Source organism: Robiginitomaculum antarcticum DSM 21748 (genome assembly GCF_000365025.1).
Lineage (GTDB): Bacteria > Pseudomonadota > Alphaproteobacteria > Caulobacterales > Maricaulaceae > Robiginitomaculum > Robiginitomaculum antarcticum.
This window is the reverse complement of record NZ_KB823011.1, coordinates 388,472-408,240: the sequence shown is the minus strand read 5'-3', so window position 1 is coordinate 408,240 and position 19,769 is coordinate 388,472. Positions and strand designations below refer to the sequence as shown.

Here is a 19,769-nt window from a genome sequence, read left to right as displayed (position 1 = left end):
CCTTACTTTCAAGGAGAAAAGCATAATTTAAAGGGTATAATGAGTGCCACGAAGAAAATGAGCACGGGTCGCAACGCGATCTTTACTCGGTAGCGAGAGCAAAGCTAGAACGCTGAAATTCATAAAAAAAATGGTCGGGGAGACAGGATTCGAACCTGCGACCCTCTGTTCCCAAAACAGATGCGCTACCAGGCTGCGCTACTCCCCGACGAAGGGCTTCATAAAGATTTGATTTGCCCGCGCAAGGGGGCAATTACGCTATGTATGCTATTTCTTGTCAAAAAAACTATGATTGACCGTGTCACCGGGCGCAATTCCGAGCGCTTTAGAGGCCCCGCCGCGCAATTCTAAGACCGCAGCAACAGGCGCTTCGGAACTGGATCTACGCAACGTATAAGGGCGGGCATAATGCTCAATTTTCAAGATTTCGCCATTTTCGCGTACGAATATGATATCCAAAAAAACAGCCGTATTCTTCATCCAAATCGTCGCGACTTTAGGACTGTCGAACTCAAATAACATGCCCTCATTTTTGGCAACATCTTCGCGATACATCATCCCGCGCGCCTGAAGCTCATCTGTGTCGGCAATCTCAACCATGAATTCATGCGTGCCATCTTGAGACGTAATGGACAGCGGCTCTTTCGGACCAAAATCCAAAGGAGCAGGCGTCGTTTGCGCGGATGCGCAAGCGCTCATAAAAAGAAAAAGAGCGGTCAAAAAGGTAGTAAATTTCATCATAGACCCCGCATAATCAAAACTGCGAGTTTTGACAAGCCATGGTTGCTGTGCACGCTGCACGTTGTCATATCTATAAGGGTCGGCACAATGGTGCAGATGCAGAAAATATCTGCCGATCCTCTCATTATGTTTGGTTAAGGGGAGGACTGCGCATCAATAAAGAAAGCTGCTGGTAGTCACATTTTCTGCGAAGGGACTTCTGTAGCAGATGTGAGAAAACATCTGCTGGTAGTCCCTAGGGGAATCGAACCCCTCTTTCCAGGTTGAAAACCTAGCGTCCTAACCGATAGACGAAGGGACCACTCAAGCAGAGCGCCCATATAGTTTACTCGTTTTTGGGGTGCAAGCCCTATATGTGGAAGATTTTCAGAAATTTCATATAAAAGTCAGCGTGCAGGCGCAATATCGACGAGTTGCAAATCAATCCGCTCCCGCCCTTTCCAGCTATCACGTTTCAGCCGTCCCGCTATATGAAGCAGCTTTGATTCGGGAGACAGCAGCAATGTGTCAAAGCCCTGCTCTTCTGCGCGAAAACATATTCCGCTCAACCGGCCTCCACCGGCATCTTCAAATGTCACGCGGACATGGCCTCCGTTTAGACGTTTTGAATAGGCGACTCTCACATTTTCAAAGGCAAAAACAGGCTGGGGATTGCCCATTCCGAAAGGCCCTACGGCATCAATTTCATTGATGAGCTCAGGCCCCGCCGCGCCAAGCGTGATGATCGCGTCTATATTGCGCCCGCTTTGCGCGCGTGCAGCCGTGATATCATCGGATAAATATGAATTAAGAAATTCAGTTAAATCTTTGATTTTATTTGCTTTTACGGACAACCCACCCGCCATAGCGTGACCACCGCCGCTGACCAGCAGTCCGGCGTCTTTGGCCACCGAAATCGCCGCGCCGAGATTAACCCCCGACATGGAGCGCCCAGAGCCTTTGCCCATGCCCTCACCGTCAATACCAATGACCAGAGCCGGCCGGTCGAACCGGTCTTTGAGCCGCCCCGCGACAATGCCGATCAGGCCGGGATGCCAGCCCTCGCGCGCAACAATTATCATCGGCGCGTCATCCGGCAAAGCTTCCGCCATTTGCAGCGCCTCAACATGCATCATGTCCTGCATGCGGCGCCGCTCGCGATTGACGACATCAAGCTGCCTAGCGTAACTGCGCGCTTCATCCGGATCGTCTGTGGCTAAAAGCTTTGCGCCCATATCAGCCTGCCCGATGCGCCCGCCGGCATTTATACGCGGGCCGACAATAAATCCGGCGTGATAGGGCGTAAACCCTCCCTCCATGGACAACTCGGCAACATCACACAGCGCTGCAATTCCGGGGTTTACCCGCTGGGTCAAAACTTTAAGGCCCTGCGCCGTAATCACCCGGTTCACCCCTGTCAGCGGAACAACATCGCAGATCGTACCCATGGCGGTCATGCCCAAAAAACGGCGTAAATCGGGCACATCATTCGTGCCGCGCCGCCGTGCCTCACGCGATAAGGCCACAAGCATCATAAAGGTCACGCCCGCCGCCGCCATATGTCCCTGCCCGCTTTTATCATCAGCACGGTTGGGATTAACAAGAGCGGCGCAGGGCGGCATTTCGCCGGCGGCCATAAGATGATGGTCAATAACGATAACAGGCAGTCCGGCCTCATGCGCCGCCGTCAGCGCGTCATAAGCCGCCGCGCCGCAATCAACAGTGATGACCAAATCGACGCCTTCATCTTTTAGCGCAAGTAAGGCTTTAGCCGAGGGGCCGTAGCCTTCAGTTACGCGGTCAGGCACATATAGCCCCATGGAATAGCCCATGTCGCGAGACCATCTTATGAGCTGCGCGGCACTGCTGCCGCCGTCTACGTCATAATCTGCGAAGACTGTGACGGACTGACCTGCCGCAAGCGCGTCGAGAATGAGGCCCGCAGCCTTATCCATATCCGCGAAGCTGGACGGGTCCGGCAGACCGCGTTTTAAAGTCGGGGAGAGAAAATTGCCCGCCTCACCCGCAGTAATGCCGCGAGAGGCCAGCAAGCGCGCCGTAAAATCGGATAGGCCCGCGCGCTGTTGCAAGTCTTTGATGTGCTGCTCGTCGGCAGGGCGTAGCCGCCAGCGTTTACCTGCGGCGGAATTTTCTACGCCCAGGCAGGCCTCAAAACGAGCCGCGCCGGCCACCTATACGGGGCGGCGCGAGCGCAGCCGCGATACGGTGCCATCCACACTATTCATGACCAGCGTTTCTGTGCTGACAAAGCCGCCCTCATAGCGAACGCCGTCCAGAAGGCTACCTGCTGTCACGCCGGTTGCGCTAAAAATTGTCGGACCCGAAGCCAAACCCGAAAGATCGTATTTCGCGTCCAGATCATCAATGCCCGTACGCCGCGCGCGCGCGACTTCGTCATCATTGCGAAACACAAGACGGCCCTGCATTTGCCCGCCGGTACATTTCAGCGCGGCCGCCGCGAGGACGCCTTCCGGCGCGCCGCCCGTGCCGATATAAAGGTCAACGCCCGTAGACGCATCTGTGGTGTTGATAACGCCCTGAACATCGCCATCGGTAATCAGATAAATGCGGCAGTTGAGCTCGCGCAATTCGGCGATGATTTTGCTATGCCGGGCGCGGTCCATCACGCAAACCGTAATCTGATCTGTGCTGACGCCTTTATGCTCCGCAACAGCGCGGACATTATCGGCGGGAGCGCTATCCAGATCAATAATGCCTTCAGGATAGCCCGGGCCGAGCGCAATTTTATCCATATAGGTGTCGGGCGCATATAACAGACCGCCTTTAGGCGCAAAGGCCATAACGGCGAGTGCATTGGCCATCGCTTTGGCGGTCAGGGTCGTGCCTTCGAGTGGATCAAGCGCGATATCAATCGCCATGCCTTTTCCCGTGCCGACTTCTTCGCCGATATAGAGCATAGGTGCTTCGTCGCGCTCGCCTTCGCCGATCACGATGCGGCCTTTAATATCCAGAGCGTTCAGCGCCGTACGCATTGCGTCAACAGCCGCTTGATCCGCCGCCTTCTCATCGCCGCGTCCAACCATAGCATGGGCCGCAATCGCCGCCTTTTCCGTGACCAGCGCCGCTTCCAAAGCCAATGCTGCATCAAATCGGGTTATATCCACCATTAATCATCTCCATTTTGCGGCTGCAATATCGCCATTTTCGCGCCAAAGCCATATCTGATTATTTATGACAGCGGTGTCACACCGTATATTATACGGATTTTGCGTCCGAAGCGGCGTGCCGCATGAAAAACGCTTTGATATTGCGCGACGCTTGCCGAATGCGCTGCTCGTTCTCAACCAGTCCCAAGCGCACATAGCCTTCACCATTAGCGCCAAATCCGACGCCCGGTGACACGGCAACATCGGCTTCGCGCATGAGGAGCTTGGCAAAGTCAACGCTACCCAGATGCCTGAACGGCTCAGGTATCGGCGCCCAGATAAACATTGACCCGTCCGGAGACGGCATGTTCCACCCGGCGCGCGCAAAACTTTCAATCATCACGTCACGGCGCGAACGGTAAACGGCGCGGGCCATTTCAACGCAATCCTGCGGCCCGTCAAGCGCGGCGCAGGCCGCAACCTGTATCGGCGTAAACGCGCCATAATCCAGATAGCTTTTGACCCGCGCCAGCGCGGCGATAAGGCGCTTGCTGCCGACGGCAAAGCCCATCCGCCATCCGGCCATTGAATAAGTTTTCGATAGCGAGATTGTCTCAACCGCAACGTCTTTTGCGCCCTCAACCTGAAAAATAGAGGGCGGCTCTGCGGTAAAATAAATCTCCGAATAGGCCAGATCGGAGAGCACGATAAAATCATGTTGTTTAGCGAGAGCCACAATCTCTTCATAAAAAGACAAATCGGCAATATAGCCCGTCGGGTTAGACGGAAAGCATACCACGACCGCCATAGGCGGCTTATCCGCCGCGGCCAAAGCGGCTTTCACGCCGGCCAGATATTCATTTGCGGACAGCGCCGCAATGCCCTGAATAGTCGCGCCCGCTATAATAAAGCCATAAGCATGAAGCGGATAAGACGGGTCGGGGGCATAGATAATATCGCCGGGCGCGGTGATCGCCTGCGCCAGATTGGCAAAGCCTTCTTTGGAGCCAATGGTCGCGACGATCTCATCAGCGGGGTCCAGATCAACACCGAAGCGGCGTTTATAGTATCGCGCGCAGGATTGGCGCAGGCCCAAAATACCGCGCGAGACAGAATAACCCGTTGTTTTCGGCTTTTGAACCGTCTCAATAAGCTTGTCGATAATATGGCGCGGTGTTGGCATATCGGGATTTCCAAAGCCGAAATCGATAATATCCGCACCGTCTTTGCGCAGCTCGGCTTTAAGCGTGTTTACACTCTCGAAAACATAAGGCGGCAGGCGTTTAATGCGGAAGAACTCTTCGTATTTTTTTTCGCCGGGTAAGGGCTCGATCATTTTGGATCATCCGCTTTGTAAGCATTGACTTGCGCAGACAAAATTTCGATTTCGCGAAGGATCTGCGCTGTAATATTTTCATTCGGAACTTCTATGCCGGCAAAACTTCCGCGCTCCATCATAAGCTGGCGGGCCTTGCCGTCAAAAACCGACGCCGCAGGCGGCTGCGCAGGTTTACCGGGTGCATCGGCAACATCCGGATAATTATAGGCATTGCGAATTTGTTCTGCAAACTCAGGTGGAACGTCATTACCGCCAAAATCGGGCATGGACATGCATCCTGTCACTGTCAGTATGGCCGCAAATATAAGTGTTAGCTTCGGTAAATCAAACATACACACGATATGCTGTAATTTGCGCGTCAAAGCACGTCTTTTTTACGGAAAGAGCGCAGAATGCCCAAGTCCGGTCGTCTCATCCCAGCCCATGACAACGTTTAAATTCTGCACAGCCTGTCCGGAGCTGCCTTTGACCAGATTATCAATAACGCCGATGAGGATAACGCGATCAGCACGGCGATCCGAAAAAATACCTATGCGGCAATGATTTGAGCCGCGCACGTGACGTGTTTGCGGCACAACCCCTTTAGCCTCGACATGGACGAAAGGCTCATCAGCATAGCGCTCAGCATAGGCCTGGCGAACGCTTTTCGCGCTCTGCCCTTTGGCAAGCTTGGCATAGATTGTGACGATCTCGCCGCGGTTCATCGGCAGCAAATGCGGGGTAAAACTGACTTGCATTGCCTGACCGGATACGCGCTGCAAAATTTGGTCGATTTCCGGCGCATGGCGGTGTGTGCCGACGCCGTAAGCCTGTGCGCCTTCGGCCAATTCAGTGAACGACAAGCCGAGCGTCGCTTTGCGCCCTGCCCCTGTCGCGCCGGATTTGGCGTCTATGATGATATCATCCAGATCAATCAATCCGCTTTGCGCCGCCGGAATAAGCGTCAGCAGCGCCGCTGTCGGGTAGCATCCCGGACACGCCACAAGTTTTGCGCCGGGCAATTTATCACGCGCAAATTCGGTCAGGCCGTAAACGGCATCTTTCAGAATATCCGTCGCGTCATGACTGCGCCCATATGTGCTCTCATAGACCTTAGGATCGCGGAGACGAAAATCAGCCGACAGATCAATCACCGTGCCAACTCTGGGCAATATTTGCGCAATCGTGTCCTGGCTTGCGCCGTGCGGAAGACAGGCAAAAGCGACGTCAATATCATCCCAGTTAATCTCGTCCCACTTTTGAAGACGCGGTAAATCCATCCCCGCATAGCTTGGAAACACCTCCCCAAACACCTCCCCCGCGCGGCTATGGGCGCTCAAAGCTGTCAGCTCGAGATTAGGATGGCCCAATATCAGGCGCACACATTCCACGCCCGTATAACCCGACGCGCCGAGTATGGCTGTTTTGAGTATATTGCTCATATTCGCTCCTTACAGGATGACGCCTAAAAATGGCATTAAAAAACAAACCTGCATAAAAAAAGCGCCCCGCAATGGAGGCGCTTTTCCGTAAATATATCGCGAGCTCTAACGCTTTGAGAACTGGAAGCTCTTACGGGCTTTCGCGCGGCCGTATTTCTTACGCTCAACAACGCGTGAGTCGCGCGTTAGGAAGCCGGCTGTTTTCAGCGCGGGACGCAAAGCAGGCTCGTAATATGTCAGAGCTTTGGAAATGCCGTGACGCACTGCGCCAGCCTGACCGGAGAGGCCCCCGCCTTTAACAGTGGCGATAACGTCATAACCGTCAACGCGCTCTGTCACTTCGAAAGCCTGACGGATAATCAGACGCAGAACAGGGCGCGCAAAATATGTTTCCTGATCGCGGCCATTGACTGTGATCTTGCCGTTACCGGGCTTAATCCAGACGCGGGCGATAGAATTTTTACGCTTGCCTGTTGCATATGAACGGCCAAGGTCGTCAATTTTAGGCTCGGCCATGACAGCTTCGGGCGCTGCCGTGACTGTGCCGTCAGCAGCGACTTCGCCGCCGTCCATGACGTTTTTAAGATCTTCTAATCCAGCCATGATCTAGGCTCCTATTGTATTTTTGGGGCTCATAGATTTGAAGTCGATGACTTCAGGCGTCTGAGCTTCATGTGGATGCTGGCTACCGGCATAGATTTTCAGGTTAGACAGCTGCTTACGAGCCAGCGGACTTTCTTTGGGAAGCATACGCTGCACAGCTTTGCGCATAACGCGCTCAGGGAAGCGTCCGTCGAGGACTTTTCCTGCTGTCGTCTCTTTCAAACCACCGGGATAGCCTGTGTGACGGTAATATGTCTTGTTGCTACGCTTTTTGCCGGTGAAGACAACTTTATCAGCGTTGATTATGATGACGTGGTCACCACAATCATTATGCGGCGTATATGTGGGGAGGTGCTTGCCGCGCAAACGCATTGCCACAAAGCTGGCAAGGCGACCTGTCACGACATTCTCGGCATCGATAAGAATCCATTTCTTATCAATGTCGGCAACCTTCAAAAACTTGGTTTTCATGGTGTAGACCTTATAAAGACTTTGGCGGAGCTATTGCCCCGCCGCTTACGATGGCGCCGCATAGCAGACGCGGGGTCGCAGTCAACTTTGTTTCTGCATAAATAGCAGAACATGAACTCTTTCAATAGCTTACAAATACGGTATAATAATACCTTATTGTTGCACGCTGTAAATTGCCCATTGCAAGGGCGTGGCGGCCCCCTTAAATCATAAGCATGACAAAACACGCCCTGATTATATCGACTGCCGCCCTGCTTGCACTTTCCGCCTGCGGGAAGAGCAACTCTAATAAAGCGGATACATCTGACACTGACGCTGCAGAGATCATGCCCATCACAGCGACTTATGAATTTGAAACACGGTCTAAAATCGCGCATATCGCATTTGCACCAAATGACGTGGCCAGCTGGCTTGGCGCGCTCGCCATGATTGGAGAGGATGGAGCGCTTCGTTTTTCAGACATTGAAGCCATTAACAGCACGACCGCCTCGGGACGTTACCGCACAGCCATTGGTTTTGACCGCCCCAAAGCTCCGGCGCTTTTCGCCGTCTTGAGTGAAGCGGGAACATGGCGGGGTTATGTCGAAAGCAGTGACACGTTCGACTTCTCCCCCTCGCCCATTGTCGGCGCGCCGAGTGCGGATACCATCATCTGTACGCCATATGGCTCGGCCACGACCACATTGTCGACCATTAGAGATGAAGCCTTAGTCAGTTACTCGTCGGTTATATCCGCCGATGGCGTTCTGACATTGAGCGCTGGAAAGCCGCGCGTGACAAAAATAAGCAATACGCAATACTGCGTCGCGGGACCGGACGGCTCTGTGCTTGTCGCAAGCGAAGCAGGCTTATCCCGGCTCGCGCCGGACGGTCTCGTAATCGCCAAAACAAAAGCACAATATTCCACGGCAGCCTATCTGGATCCTGACACAATCATCGCGGTCTCAGGCGGGACTCTCGTGCAGATCGCGCCAGAAACTTTGGGTGTAACGCAGCGACTGGCCATTGATAACGGCCTGTCTATTTCAGGCGTAGAAAAGATCGGCGCAGTTTTTGTTGCAACCTCGCCCTATGGCGGCACAGCATTTAACGAGGGCGCCGTCTTTTTAACGGATGCAGAGCGCCCGCGCGTGGTTGTGGTTTCGCGCCGCTACTTCCTAAACCGTATCAAAGGCGAAAGCCAGTTGAGTGACGGGGTCGCGACCGCACCTTAGCGCGTGAGCCGCGCTGTCCAGACCATCCAGACAGCAATCAAAAACACGCCTATCGCGCTCGCCTGGTGCAGCAAAGCCATCCATAGCGGAACAGCGTTAACCACGGTTGCGATCCCCAAGCCGGCCTGCCACACAATGGCCAAGAGGAGCAGCCAGACCGCGCCTTTTGTGCGTGAGTTTTTGCGTTTGGATAGGGTAAAGAGCGCCGCAATTGTCCCCGCCAATAAAATATAGGCCAGAATTCGGTGATTGAAATGCACGTTCACGGCATTTTCGAAAAAGTTCAGATAGCCCTGTTCGGCCACGTAATAATTATACGGCACGAACGTGCCGCCCATATCGGGCCAGTCCTGACTGACGCGGCCTGCGCCCAATCCGGCGACAAATGCCCCGGCAATGACCTGAAGCCAGACGACCAGCATCAACGCTGTGCTGCGCTTATAACCGTGCTGCGAGACTTTCACCGGCCATCGTTTTATCGCGTCCAGAAACATCCAGAAAAACAGTCCGAGTATAATAAAGGCCATGCCCAGATGCGTGGCGAGGCGGTATTGGCTAACCGACACGCGGTCATCCGTAAGCCCGCTGGCCACCATCCACCAGCCAATTGCGCCTTGAGCGCCAATCAAGACGCCCGCGAGCCAAAACCCTTTTGTGCGGCCCGGTGGAATTTTTAACTTCCACAAAAAATAGAAAAACGGCAGAAGGAATGCGAGACCGATAAACCGGCCGAGCTGGCGATGGCTCCACTCCCAAAAATAGATAAACTCAAAATCTTTGAGCGTCATGTCCGGATGTTCTGCCTCAAATTCTGGAATAAGTTTGTATTTTTCAAATTCCGATATCCAAGCCTCATGGGACAGGGGCGGCAAAGCCCCTGTAATCGGTTTCCATTCCGTAATCGACAATCCGCTATTGGTCAGACGCGTCGCGCCGCCCAAAATAATCATCGCAATAACCAGCAGGCACATAAAGCCGAGCCAGATGGCAACAGAGCGTCCGTATGTACGTGATTGAAAGGCCATAAGCTGTTCCGATAAGTCGATACCAGTCTTAGCATAATACTCTTAGCAACGCCCTGCGACAGAGGCCCGCTGCGTATGAAAAAATGGTCGGAGTAGCAGGATTCGAACCTGCGACCCCTAAGCCCCCAGCTTAGTGCGCTACCGGACTGCGCTATACTCCGACATTGGAGCGGCTTATAAGGAGCAAGGTAAGGCCCTGCAATGGCCAATTGCCGCCAGAGTGAGAAAAACGGATCTTACTCTGAGAATTTTTTCCAGCGCGAGCGCAGGGCTGACAAACGGTCCAGCGCATTTTCCAAATCTTCGCGTGTCTCATCATCAATGTGAGCCGCGGCCGGGATCTGCGCAGCTACCGCGCTGTCAGGGGCGCTGACTGTGTCAGGCGGAGCCGCCTGAACGATTTTCACGTCACGCACAGCAGGCCTTGGATCATTTACAGGCGCGGCGAAGCTACGTTGCACCGGGACAATCTTGCCTTCAGGATTTGTGTCCTGGGCGGCGAGCGTATTATCGGCCTCTGAGCCCACAGTGGACTTGATCCGGTCAGGAACGAGATTTCGCTCTGCAATCGGCTTTGGCGGAAGGCGGTTTATAGCTGAGGCTCCAAGTTTGACGATCTCGTCCGGGCCTTTCAGCTTGATAATCTTTTGAACGTCTTTGATTTTGTGCCGCTCTTCGTGAAGAAGAATGCGCAAGCCGCGTAAAAAATCTATATCTTCGGGCCGATAAAAGCGGCGGTTTCCCGCCCGGGTAACAGGTTTCAGATCGGGAAATTTGGCTTCCCAGAAGCGCAGAACATGCGGTTTTAAATCAAGCTCGTCACTGGCTTCGCTGATAGTCCGGAAGGCACGGCTATATTTATCTGTCATATGGCCCTCCCTATTGCCTCAAAGAATATGAGCGAACAGCTTTAAGCATCTGTAAATATGAACTGATTCGAATTATTCGCCGAATCATGCCGGCGGCTCTACTCGCCGGTCAAAGCGGTGTTAACGCGGTCTTTGAGGACGAGCGACGGTTTAAACACGAGAACACGGCGCGACGTAATCGGCACTTCGTTGCCTGTCTTGGGATTACGCCCTATCCGCTCGCTTTTGTCACGCAGCATAAATGTTCCAAAACCGGCGATCTTGACATTTTCTTCACGCAGCAGGGCGCTGATGATGTGCTCGATAATCGACTCAACCAAATGCGCGCTTTCTGTGCGAGACAGGCCCAATTCGCGGTATACCGCATCGGTTAAATCTGCTCGCGTAACTGTGCTGGTGTTCACACTGCCTCACATTCGGGGTTTAAAAGCTTAAAGCAAATTCCTGTGTATAAACGCAAGTAAAATTCAACAAAATTTGCCTTAACACCCTATTTTTATTCAATTCAACGTAAAATCGCTCTTAATAGCGCAGTAGCGCCGCGCCCCATGTAAATCCGCCGCCAAAGGCTTCCAGCATAACGGTATCGCCGCGTTTTATTCGGCCATCAGCAATCGCTGTATGCAAGGCAAGCGGCACACTGGCCGCTGATGTATTGGCGTGGCGGGCGACTGTAGAGATGACGCTGTCAGGATTAATCGCCAGTTTTTTGGCGACCCCGTTTAAAATACGCTGATTGGCCTGATGCGGTACAAACCAGTCAATATCTTCAATCGGCATGTCCACTTTGGCCGCGCATTGCGTCATCGCGTCTGCAATATCATTGACCGCGCGTTTGAACACCTGATTGCCGATCATGCGCACATGGCCGACAGTCCCCGTCGAGGACGGCCCGCCATCAACGTGCAAAAGGTCTTTATGACGACCGTCAGAACGGATGAAACTGGCCAGCACGCCCGGCCCGTCTTCATCAACCTCTTTCGCGCTCATCACAACTGCGCCGGCGCCGTCGCCGAACAAAACGCAGGTCGTGCGGTCAGTAAAGTCTAAAATACGGGTAAAGGTCTCCGCTCCGACCAACAGGACATTGCGCGCAGCACCCGCGCGGATCATTGCGTCAACGACATTTACGCCATAGATAAAACCGGAACACACGGCTTGCAGATCGAAGGCCGCGCCATGCGTCATGCCCAGGTTTTTCTGTACGATTGTCGCGGTTGCGGGGAATGTATAATCCGGCGTTGTTGTCGCGACGATGATTAGATCTATATCTTCAATATTTACGTCCGCATCTTTTAATGCGTTTCGCGCGGCCGCCGTAGCCAGATCGGAGGTAAACTCACCTTCGGCGGCTTGGTGACGCTGGGTTATGCCCGTGCGCGCAACAATCCACTCATCGGATGTTTCGACAAATTGTGACATATCGGCATTGGACAGAATTTTTTCGGGCAAATACTGCCCGGTACCTGCAAGTATTGCGCGTAAAACCATTAGATTTCCGCCGTCATTTCAAGATCAAGTTCAGCATCATGCAAGGCCGCAAGGGTCTTTTCGATTTCGGCTTCAAAGTTGCTTTCCGCCAGATTTGTTGCCACATTCAAGGCATTAGCGTAGCCGACATGGTCAGTCCCGCCATGGCTTTTGACGACAATACCGTTCAGACCCAAAAACACGCCGCCATTCACATTGCGCGGATCCATACGTTTTTTCATTTTGTGGATGGCAACAGCGTTAAACGAACTCAGCGTCCGGGCAACCCAGCTTCCGGCCAGTGCATCTTTGACAAATCCGCCGACAAGCTTTGCTGTGCCTTCAGCCGTTTTAAGGGCGATATTACCGGTAAATCCGTCCGTCACAATGACGTCGACATCCCCAATGCTGATGTCATTACCTTCCACATAGCCTTTATAATCCAGGCCAAAATCCAGCGTCCTGAGCCGCTCATGGGTCGCGCGGACTGTGGAATTGCCCTTCATTTCTTCTGTTCCGACATTCAACACGCCGACTGTGGGCTTTTCTTTGCGGTATAGCGCGCGATAATAAGCCTCGCCGAGAACCGCAAATTCGGATAGCTGCGTCTCGTCACAATCAATATTTGCGCCGACATCCAGCACGATGCAATTGCCTTCCGGACGCGGCCAGATAGCGGCAATGGCCGGGCGCTGCACGCCCTCTTTCATCCGAAGCTGCAATTTACTGATCGCCATCAATGCGCCGGTATTGCCCGCTGACACCGCAATGCGGGCCTGCCCGGTTTTTATACTGGCAATCGCGTTCCACATGGATGTGCCCTTACCCCGGCGTAAGGCGTGGGACGGCTTGGCGTCCATATCGATCATGGTATCCGTATGGACGACTTTGCAACGCTCCCGCGTCAGCGGCGCTTTTTTCAGCAAAGTCCGCAACTGTGTCTCATCGCCATGCAGCAAAAACCGCGCTTTGCGGTTCTTCCCGGCATGAGACAGAAAATACTCAATCCCCCGAACCACAATTTCCGGAGCGTTGTCGCCGCCCATTGCGTCAATAGACAACATCAAACTGTCAGCCATACATCCTCAATCATTAGTTAGCGGCTTTACTAGCGCATCAGAGATTGAAATCCTACCGCCTTATTGTAAATCTCCGCATAGACGGGCGTTTTGAAAATCCGCCAAAGTCGCCGCCTGCATCGCGCGGTGTAGGCGAAGCGTATAGTCCGGCACCCGTATCTGGACGTCAGGGTTTGGACTGTCATGCGGCAATAATGCGCCATGCGCAGCTGTGACGAGCGCGTCATCGCCCTCGCTGGCTGCTTCGTGATAAAGTTTGGCCCGTCCGTAAAACAGGCGCACCATCGCTTTAATACGCCGCTGCACTCCCGTATCGGCAATACCCTGTTCGCGCAAAGCCACATCGAAATCGGCAATCATCACGTCATAAAGGCTCTGGCTTAGCACCTCACCGTCCGGCCCGAACCGTCTTAAATGATGTAGAATCAGGCCCAGATGCAAAAACAAAAACTCAATGCGGCCATCATAGCTGTCTTCAATGCCGCCGGGCACGTAATAATCCGGTTGGCGCGCGCCCGTCATGGCCCAATTATACAGATTTTGGGCATCGCGCTGCTCGGGGCGGGTTTTAAAAAACCGTTTAAACATAAGGCCCTCCATGAAACTTCAGTAAACCACGTGCCTTTGTCTTGCGCGGGCCGTTCTATTTGGCTAACCCGATGGCGAATAACAAGGTGCATTGCAACGTCCTATGGTCGCAAGAACAGTCAAACTCCTCATCGGCGCATCCGTGCTGGCTCTCAGCCTCTCGGCCTGCAACCCGACGCTTCGTAATCACGGCTATGTGCCTGTCGAAGGCTCCAAGCCGCAACAGGTCGAGCCCAGCGTCGACACGAAGGCCACCGTCTTGTCGCGCCTCGGCAATCCGTCGACCAAAGGCACGTTCGAACTGGATACATGGTATTATATTTCCAGCACGCGCGAGCGCTTGGCCTATCTGCGCCCGGCTACGCGGGAACGCCAGATCACAGCAGTCGTTTTTAATGATGACGGTCAGGTTCAGGCCGTGGCGGAATACGGCCTTGAAGACGGCCGTATCGTGAATTTTGTCGGGCGTGAAACACCGACACGCGGGCGCGAACTATCCGTGTTAGAGCAAATTTTTGGCACTGTTGGCCGTCTTCCGACCGACCGCCTGACAGGCCAGCAAAACGTACCCGGGGGGGGAAGTACAGGGCCAGGCAGCGGTAATTAATACCGGATAGCCAAAACTGTACATAAGCCCGGCGCTCACCCGCCGGGTTTTTTGGTGGCACATTAAGCCGGCGATATTTTGTCTGAAGAAGTTAGCATCCGGGAACGCTGCGACCCACAAGGCGTTTATAAACTTGGGCTTCCCCAAAACTGGAAAATTTAGCCGGGTTATATGCTTAATATCGTCGAGAATCGCGACCTTCATACGGGTGTGCCCCGCTGGGCGCGGCCCCCTGCACAAATTTTGCCGCATGGTTCACGGCCATCAAAAGCTGTCTATGACGCTGTGGTTGTAGGCACAGGTATAAGCGGCGCTCTGATGGCTAAGGCCCTGACCGAAAAGGGTCTGGGTGTTCTCATTATTGATAAGAGGGACCCCGTTCAGGGCAGCACATTAGCCAGTACAGCGATGATCCAACACGAAATCGATGTACCTCTACGTGATTTATCCAAAAAAATCGGCACTGAAAAGGCCCAAAGAGCGTGGCGTCGTTCAGCAAAAGCTGTCGAAGACCTCTCCCAGCTTATCGCGGCATCGGCTTATGATTGTGATTTTCAGCGCAAGGCGACTCTATTTCTGGCGGGCGACGAAATGGGTCACCGCGCGATGAAAGATGAATATGAAGCCCGGTTGGCGGCGCGGCTGCAGGCCAGTTATCTTACGGGATCAGAAGTCCAAAACCGTTTCAACATGCACCGCACGGCCGGCATAGTGTCGATAGCTTCGGCCAGTTGCAATCCCGCAAAACTGACCGCCGCAATTCTAAATGATGTTTGTAACAATGGCGCGGAGCTCGTGAGCAATTGCCGAGTGGAGGATTTTCTCGCGACCAATGCAGATGTGACCCTACGGTTGGAAGACGCAGGCAAAGTAACAGCGAAATCAGCCATTTTTTGTACCGGCTATGAAATCTTCAAGCCTCTGCGTAATGAGGCCCATAATATCGTGTCGACGTGGGCGCTTTCGGCTAAACCGCGCAGCGCGGTGCCGGACTGGCTACAGACCATACTCGTCTGGGAGGCGGCGGACCCGTATTTATATTTTCGTATGTCTGAAAATGGCGAGTTGATTGCCGGAGGCGAAGACGAAGAATTTGAGGCGGCTCATTTCAACCCGCAAAAACTGGTCATAAAAACTGACCTTATCTTGAAAAAAATAGAAGCGCTGACCGGCTTGTCTTTCTATCCCCCGTCACACCGTTGGGCCGCTCCATTTGGGACAACTGCAACAGGTTTGCCGCTTATCGGAGCGGTGCCCGGTCAGCCTAATATTTATGGGGTCATGGGCTTTGGCGGCAATGGCATTACGTTCTCGCAAATCGCATCGCAAATTATTTCGGCTCAAATTGACGGCAAGACTGACCCCGACGCAGACCTCTTTGCTTTTAAAAGTTGAACTATTGTGCAGAGCGGGGATATTATTTGAGTATAATCATAGCTATATCCACGTTTTAAGCGTGGATATACTTTACCCAGAACCCACCCCATCCGTCATCCGTTGCGGGGCGTTGGGCACTTCAAAAAAGCGGGTATATAAAAAACAACCCCCGCCTCTCAAACCTGATGTAGTTTCAAACTGTCCTTATCTCACAGGGCAGGCAAGTGATCGTTGGCTGGCTGGAGATAAGGCGGCATGGGATAAAGCGCTGTAAAACGTACAGTGTGGAGTCCCGCCAGTGAGAGCTAGAACGGCTAACCCCGGCTCATGGCCGCTGGCAGACATGTCGCCGTGCGGTGGCTACCTTGTCTTCGGGCAAATGAACCTCTTACGCGCTTTCGAGTGCATAAGGTGATTGAGAACGAAACCCTTAACCTTCCGGTATTTTTCCGGTTCTGAATTGCCCGCACGGACGCCCTACTTACAACGCGATAAAGAGACAAATTATTGAGATAGACAAACGAAAAAAAGCCCCGCCCTCCAAAATCTGAGAGCGAGGCTTTATAAGCTTATTCTAATCGGCAAAGCCGCATAGAGCTATGAGTGAGCCAATACGGCCAGCAAGAGAAGCGCGATGATATTGGTGATTTTAATCATCGGGTTCACAGCAGGGCCGGCTGTATCTTTATACGGATCACCAACGGTATCGCCAGTGATTGAGGCTTGGTGAGCATCGCTGCCCTTACCGCCATGGTGACCGTCTTCGATATATTTCTTGGCATTATCCCACGCGCCACCGCCGGCTGTCATAGACAGCGCAACGAACAGACCCGTAACAATTACGCCGAGAAGCATGGCGCCAAGCGCGGAGATCGCTTCTGCATTACCCGCCGTGTACTTCACAGCGACGAACAGAACGATTGGCGCGAGGATGGGGAGCAAAGAGGGTTTAATCATCTCTTTAATCGCTGCGCCCGTCAGAAGGTCAACCGCCCTGGCATAATCGGGGCGTGATGTGCCTTTCATAATGCCCGGATCCGCTTTAAACTGACGGCGGACTTCTTCAACGATTGCGGCAGCGGCGCGGCCGACGGATTGCATCGCCCACGCGCCGAACAAATATGGCAACATGCCGCCGATAAACAGACCGACAATGACATAAGGATTAGTCAGTGAGAAATCTGCGACAAGGCCGTCAAAGAATGTTCCCGGCTCTGCATTCGCCGCGAAATATTTCACGTCCTCGTAATAAGCCGCAAACAGAACCAAGGCGCCCAGGCCGGCAGACGCAATCGCGTAGCCTTTCGTGACCGCTTTGGTCGTATTGCCCACTGCGTCGAGTGTATCTGTTGTACTGCGCACTTCAGATGGCAATTCTGCCATCTCCGCAATACCGCCAGCATTATCGGTCACAGGACCAAAGGCGTCGAGCGCGACAATCATCCCGGCGACGCCTAGCATGGCTGTAACTGCAATCGCAATACCGTAGAGACCGGCCATTGAATATGTGCTGATGATACCGAACACAATGATCAGAACCGGAATGGCTGTCGCTTCCATAGAGACCGCAAGGCCTTGGATAACGTTGGTGCCGTGACCCGACTCGGATGCTTCCGCGACAGAGCGGACAGGACGGTATTTCGTGCCTGTATAATATTCCGTAATCACAACGATCGCGCCGGTAATCACCAGCCCGATAATGCCGCAGATCAACAGGTCCATACCGGAGAACGGCGTCCCTGCAATTTCGCCAAACCCGCCAAGAACGAACTGCGTCACAAGAGCGATAGCCCCGACAGACAAAACGCCTGTAACAATCAGACCCTTATAAAGCGCGCCCATAACATTGGTTGAGCCTTTGCTGAGTTTCACAAAATATGTACCGATGATGGATGTGACAATGCAAGATGCCGCAATCGCCATGGGGTAGAGGATAAGAACGCCAACGGTGCTAAACAGAATAGATCCCAGAACCATTGTCGCGGCAATTGTGACAACATAAGTTTCAAACAGATCCGCCGCCATGCCTGCGCAATCGCCAACATTATCGCCGACATTATCAGCAATTGTTGCAGGATTGCGGGGGTCATCTTCGGGAATTCCGGCTTCGATTTTACCGACCAAATCACCGCCGACATCGGCGCCTTTAGTAAAGATACCGCCGCCCAGACGGGCAAAAACGGAGATTAATGACGCGCCTAAAGATAGAGAGATCAGGCCGTCAATAACGTCACGTGAATCCGCGCCCATAGGGCCAACCAAGATCATATAATAGACAGAAAGACCGAGCAAAGCGAGGCCGGCCACAAGCATGCCTGTGATTGCGCCCGCTTTGAAGGCTACGTTTAGGCCTGCGCCGAGTGAACTGCGTGATGCTTCGGTAGTACGGACATTGGCCTGCACAGAGACAAGCATGCCGACATATCCGGCAATGCCGGACAGAACCGCGCCGATGACAAAGCCAACAGGCGCAATCGCGTTGCGAAATAATATGAAGAGCAGTATGGTGACAACAACGCCGACAATGGCAATCGTTTTATATTGTTTATTCAAATAAGCCTTCGCGCCTTCTTGAATGGCGCCGGCAATTTCGTTCATACGTTCATTGCCGGTGGAAGCCTTCATCAGGCTGGCACGGGTCACAATCCCGTATAATACAGCAAGAACGCCTGCTGCGATGATTAGATAAAGAGTCATGATTGATCTCTCCCCATAATTTGAGCCTGCCCGTTTTGGGTCTAGGCTGCGGTGTTATGAAGTTGGCCGCTTCGACAGTGTCACTGACACTGTGAGCGCTTCCCCTCGCGATAATGGAGTTGGCCGCCCCCTCTCAGGCACGCTTCCCCCCGCGGTTATGGCGGCACATTAAAGCGGCTTAATGTCTGGTCAAGGTTATTTTCGTGCTAAAAGTGGCGGTATCCTGTTTGGGCAGGGGTAATGTCGACGCCATTGGGGCTTAAAAGTTTGCTTCCCTCAGCGGTCACTATTCCTATCGCCGTCACAGACACACTATTGATTGATGTGACATTAGCGGCGCTGGTAAACAGGATTTCATAATCATCACCGGCTGTGATGAGGCGTACCATTGCCGCTTGCGGATCATCTTGCGCCATAGCCCATTCGCGCGTTGGCGCGCTAAAGTGGATATCACTAAGATTGAGGGTTAAACCGACATTCGAGGCGCTTGCGATATGCTGCGCATCGGCGAGTAATCCATCAGAAACATCAATTGAAGCGCTTGCGTTATCGCGCAGCCATTTACGGATAAACAGTCGCGGCTCGGGCCGTTGATAGGCCTCTTCCCAGACCATAAGACCCTGCCCGCTGACCGGAATAACCGCGCGGCCCATCGCCAGGTCCAGACCCAGCATGGCATCACCAATTGTTCCCGTTACGTAAATGATATCGCCAATAGACGCGCCGCTGCGCTTGACCATTTTGCCGCTTGGGACAGTCCCAATAGCGGTTAAGCTAATGACGAGGGGCCCGTCTATACGGGTCGTGTCGCCGCCCATGACATGCCAGTCAAAGGCCTGCTGCCCGGCTTCCAACCCTTTGGCAAATCCCGAGAGCCAGCGCTCATCCATGGCGCGCGGCAGTGACAGCGACAGGAAATAGCCCCACGGCGTAGCGCCCTTGGCGGCCAGATCAGAAAGATTGACGCGAAGCAGTTTTTCGGCCGTCCCCGCGCCCCACTGACCACTCGGAAAATGCACGCCTTCAACCATTGTATCTTGCGTGATTACTAGGTCCCGGCCAAGCGGGGGGCTAAGCAGCGCCGCGTCGTCAAGCAGGCCGAGCCCTTCACGGCCCGCGAGAGGCGCCAGATAGGTTTGGATGAAATCAAATTCACCCATC

At 53.5% G+C, this 19,769-nt stretch carries 19 protein-coding genes and 3 tRNA genes; 3 read left to right on the top strand and 19 right to left on the bottom strand.

What is annotated here, in order from left to right; all coding sequences use genetic code 11:
* Positions 1 to 131: 131 nt before the first annotated feature.
* The 10 genes from H142_RS0102035 to rplM form a co-directional block, all read right to left on the bottom strand.
* A tRNA-Pro gene (locus tag H142_RS0102035) sits at positions 132 to 208 on the bottom strand.
* Positions 209 to 267: 59 nt separating this feature from the next.
* On the bottom strand, positions 268 to 741 hold the full coding sequence (locus H142_RS0102030) for a DUF192 domain-containing protein (protein WP_051048534.1): 474 nt from the start codon (positions 739 to 741) through the stop codon (positions 268 to 270).
* 226 nt (positions 742 to 967) lie between these two features.
* A tRNA-Glu gene (locus H142_RS0102025) sits at positions 968 to 1,042 on the bottom strand.
* A gap of 85 nt (positions 1,043 to 1,127) precedes the next feature.
* The gene (gene recJ / locus H142_RS0102020) at positions 1,128 to 2,912 is read right to left on the bottom strand and encodes a single-stranded-DNA-specific exonuclease RecJ (RefSeq protein WP_017930426.1); all 1,785 of its coding nucleotides are present in this window, start codon (positions 2,910 to 2,912) and stop codon (positions 1,128 to 1,130) included.
* The gene (gene glpX / locus H142_RS0102015) at positions 2,913 to 3,866 is read right to left on the bottom strand and encodes a class II fructose-bisphosphatase (RefSeq protein ID WP_407689916.1); all 954 of its coding nucleotides are present in this window, start codon (positions 3,864 to 3,866) and stop codon (positions 2,913 to 2,915) included.
* A gap of 91 nt (positions 3,867 to 3,957) precedes the next feature.
* Positions 3,958 to 5,184, bottom strand: a complete 1,227-nt coding sequence (locus H142_RS0102010) for an LL-diaminopimelate aminotransferase (RefSeq protein ID WP_017930424.1) — start codon at positions 5,182 to 5,184, stop codon at positions 3,958 to 3,960.
* Positions 5,181 to 5,519, bottom strand: a complete 339-nt coding sequence (locus H142_RS0102005) for a hypothetical protein (protein WP_017930423.1) — start codon at positions 5,517 to 5,519, stop codon at positions 5,181 to 5,183. The genes H142_RS0102010 and H142_RS0102005 overlap by 4 nt, the downstream gene beginning before the upstream one ends.
* A gap of 42 nt (positions 5,520 to 5,561) precedes the next feature.
* The gene (gene argC, locus H142_RS0102000; protein WP_017930422.1) at positions 5,562 to 6,608 is read right to left on the bottom strand and encodes an N-acetyl-gamma-glutamyl-phosphate reductase; all 1,047 of its coding nucleotides are present in this window, start codon (positions 6,606 to 6,608) and stop codon (positions 5,562 to 5,564) included.
* Between the two features lie 105 nt (positions 6,609 to 6,713).
* Entirely contained in the window at positions 6,714 to 7,211 is a 498-nt protein-coding gene (gene rpsI / locus H142_RS0101995) for a 30S ribosomal protein S9 (protein WP_017930421.1), read from the bottom strand.
* Between the two features lie 3 nt (positions 7,212 to 7,214).
* Entirely contained in the window at positions 7,215 to 7,682 is a 468-nt protein-coding gene (gene rplM / locus H142_RS0101990; protein ID WP_017930420.1) for a 50S ribosomal protein L13, read from the bottom strand.
* Positions 7,683 to 7,897: 215 nt separating this feature from the next.
* On the opposite strand from rplM, the gene H142_RS0101985 reads away from it, so the two are divergent.
* On the top strand, positions 7,898 to 8,896 hold the full coding sequence (locus H142_RS0101985) for a hypothetical protein (RefSeq protein WP_017930419.1): 999 nt from the start codon (positions 7,898 to 7,900) through the stop codon (positions 8,894 to 8,896).
* On the opposite strand, the gene H142_RS13970 is transcribed toward H142_RS0101985, so the two are convergent.
* The 7 genes from H142_RS13970 to H142_RS13960 form a co-directional block, all read right to left on the bottom strand.
* Entirely contained in the window at positions 8,893 to 9,921 is a 1,029-nt protein-coding gene (locus H142_RS13970) for a COX15/CtaA family protein (RefSeq protein ID WP_017930418.1), read from the bottom strand. The genes H142_RS0101985 and H142_RS13970 overlap by 4 nt on opposite strands.
* 84 nt (positions 9,922 to 10,005) lie before the next feature.
* Positions 10,006 to 10,082, bottom strand: a tRNA-Pro gene (locus tag H142_RS0101975).
* A gap of 75 nt (positions 10,083 to 10,157) precedes the next feature.
* Positions 10,158 to 10,790, bottom strand: coding sequence for a MerR family transcriptional regulator (locus tag H142_RS16040; RefSeq protein WP_017930417.1), 633 nt, complete (start codon positions 10,788 to 10,790; stop codon positions 10,158 to 10,160).
* A 98-nt stretch (positions 10,791 to 10,888) separates the two neighbouring features.
* A complete protein-coding gene (locus H142_RS0101965) occupies positions 10,889 to 11,194 on the bottom strand; it encodes an integration host factor subunit alpha (RefSeq protein WP_017930416.1) in 306 nt (101 codons plus the stop codon).
* A 118-nt stretch (positions 11,195 to 11,312) separates the two neighbouring features.
* Positions 11,313 to 12,281 carry a beta-ketoacyl-ACP synthase III gene (locus tag H142_RS0101960; RefSeq protein WP_017930415.1) on the bottom strand — a complete coding sequence of 323 codons (969 nt, stop codon included), beginning with the start codon at positions 12,279 to 12,281 and terminating at the stop codon, positions 11,313 to 11,315.
* Positions 12,281 to 13,339, bottom strand: a complete 1,059-nt coding sequence (gene plsX, locus H142_RS0101955) for a phosphate acyltransferase PlsX (RefSeq protein WP_017930414.1) — start codon at positions 13,337 to 13,339, stop codon at positions 12,281 to 12,283. The genes H142_RS0101960 and plsX overlap by 1 nt, the downstream gene beginning before the upstream one ends.
* 60 nt (positions 13,340 to 13,399) lie before the next feature.
* Positions 13,400 to 13,927, bottom strand: a complete 528-nt coding sequence (locus H142_RS13960; RefSeq protein WP_169331787.1) for a ubiquinol-cytochrome C chaperone family protein — start codon at positions 13,925 to 13,927, stop codon at positions 13,400 to 13,402.
* Between the two features lie 103 nt (positions 13,928 to 14,030).
* Here H142_RS13960 and H142_RS0101945 point away from each other — a divergent pair, with 103 nt between their 5' ends.
* Entirely contained in the window at positions 14,031 to 14,534 is a 504-nt protein-coding gene (locus H142_RS0101945; protein WP_017930412.1) for an outer membrane protein assembly factor BamE, read from the top strand.
* A 171-nt stretch (positions 14,535 to 14,705) separates the two neighbouring features.
* Positions 14,706 to 15,929 carry an NAD(P)/FAD-dependent oxidoreductase gene (locus tag H142_RS0101940; protein WP_017930411.1) on the top strand — a complete coding sequence of 408 codons (1,224 nt, stop codon included), beginning with the start codon at positions 14,706 to 14,708 and terminating at the stop codon, positions 15,927 to 15,929.
* A gap of 579 nt (positions 15,930 to 16,508) precedes the next feature.
* On the opposite strand, the gene H142_RS0101935 is transcribed toward H142_RS0101940, so the two are convergent.
* Together H142_RS0101935 and thiL are read right to left on the bottom strand one after the other, a co-directional pair.
* Positions 16,509 to 18,608 carry a sodium-translocating pyrophosphatase gene (locus H142_RS0101935; protein ID WP_017930410.1) on the bottom strand — a complete coding sequence of 700 codons (2,100 nt, stop codon included), beginning with the start codon at positions 18,606 to 18,608 and terminating at the stop codon, positions 16,509 to 16,511.
* 206 nt (positions 18,609 to 18,814) lie between these two features.
* Positions 18,815 to 19,768 (bottom strand): thiamine-phosphate kinase, encoded by a 954-nt coding sequence (gene thiL, locus H142_RS0101930; RefSeq protein WP_017930409.1) that lies wholly within the window; start codon positions 19,766 to 19,768, stop codon positions 18,815 to 18,817.
* Position 19,769 lies beyond the last annotated feature (1 nt).

Coding starts and splice junctions, on each gene's coding strand:
- H142_RS0102030 (WP_051048534.1), bottom strand. CDS start 741: ATGATGAAATTTACTACCTTTTTGACCGCTCTTTTTCTTTTTATGAGC.
- H142_RS0102010 (WP_017930424.1), bottom strand. CDS start 5,184: ATGATCGAGCCCTTACCCGGCGAAAAAAAATACGAAGAGTTCTTCCGC.
- H142_RS0102005 (WP_017930423.1), bottom strand. CDS start 5,519: ATGTTTGATTTACCGAAGCTAACACTTATATTTGCGGCCATACTGACA.
- argC (WP_017930422.1), bottom strand. CDS start 6,608: ATGAGCAATATACTCAAAACAGCCATACTCGGCGCGTCGGGTTATACG.
- rpsI (WP_017930421.1), bottom strand. CDS start 7,211: ATGGCTGGATTAGAAGATCTTAAAAACGTCATGGACGGCGGCGAAGTC.
- rplM (WP_017930420.1), bottom strand. CDS start 7,682: ATGAAAACCAAGTTTTTGAAGGTTGCCGACATTGATAAGAAATGGATT.
- H142_RS0101985 (WP_017930419.1), top strand. CDS start 7,898: ATGACAAAACACGCCCTGATTATATCGACTGCCGCCCTGCTTGCACTT.
- H142_RS13970 (WP_017930418.1), bottom strand. CDS start 9,921: ATGGCCTTTCAATCACGTACATACGGACGCTCTGTTGCCATCTGGCTC.
- H142_RS16040 (WP_017930417.1), bottom strand. CDS start 10,790: ATGACAGATAAATATAGCCGTGCCTTCCGGACTATCAGCGAAGCCAGT.
- H142_RS0101960 (WP_017930415.1), bottom strand. CDS start 12,281: ATGGTTTTACGCGCAATACTTGCAGGTACCGGGCAGTATTTGCCCGAA.
- plsX (WP_017930414.1), bottom strand. CDS start 13,339: ATGGCTGACAGTTTGATGTTGTCTATTGACGCAATGGGCGGCGACAAC.
- H142_RS13960 (WP_169331787.1), bottom strand. CDS start 13,927: ATGTTTAAACGGTTTTTTAAAACCCGCCCCGAGCAGCGCGATGCCCAA.
- H142_RS0101945 (WP_017930412.1), top strand. CDS start 14,031: ATGGTCGCAAGAACAGTCAAACTCCTCATCGGCGCATCCGTGCTGGCT.
- H142_RS0101940 (WP_017930411.1), top strand. CDS start 14,706: ATGCTTAATATCGTCGAGAATCGCGACCTTCATACGGGTGTGCCCCGC.
- H142_RS0101935 (WP_017930410.1), bottom strand. CDS start 18,608: ATGACTCTTTATCTAATCATCGCAGCAGGCGTTCTTGCTGTATTATAC.
- thiL (WP_017930409.1), bottom strand. CDS start 19,768: ATGGGTGAATTTGATTTCATCCAAACCTATCTGGCGCCTCTCGCGGGC.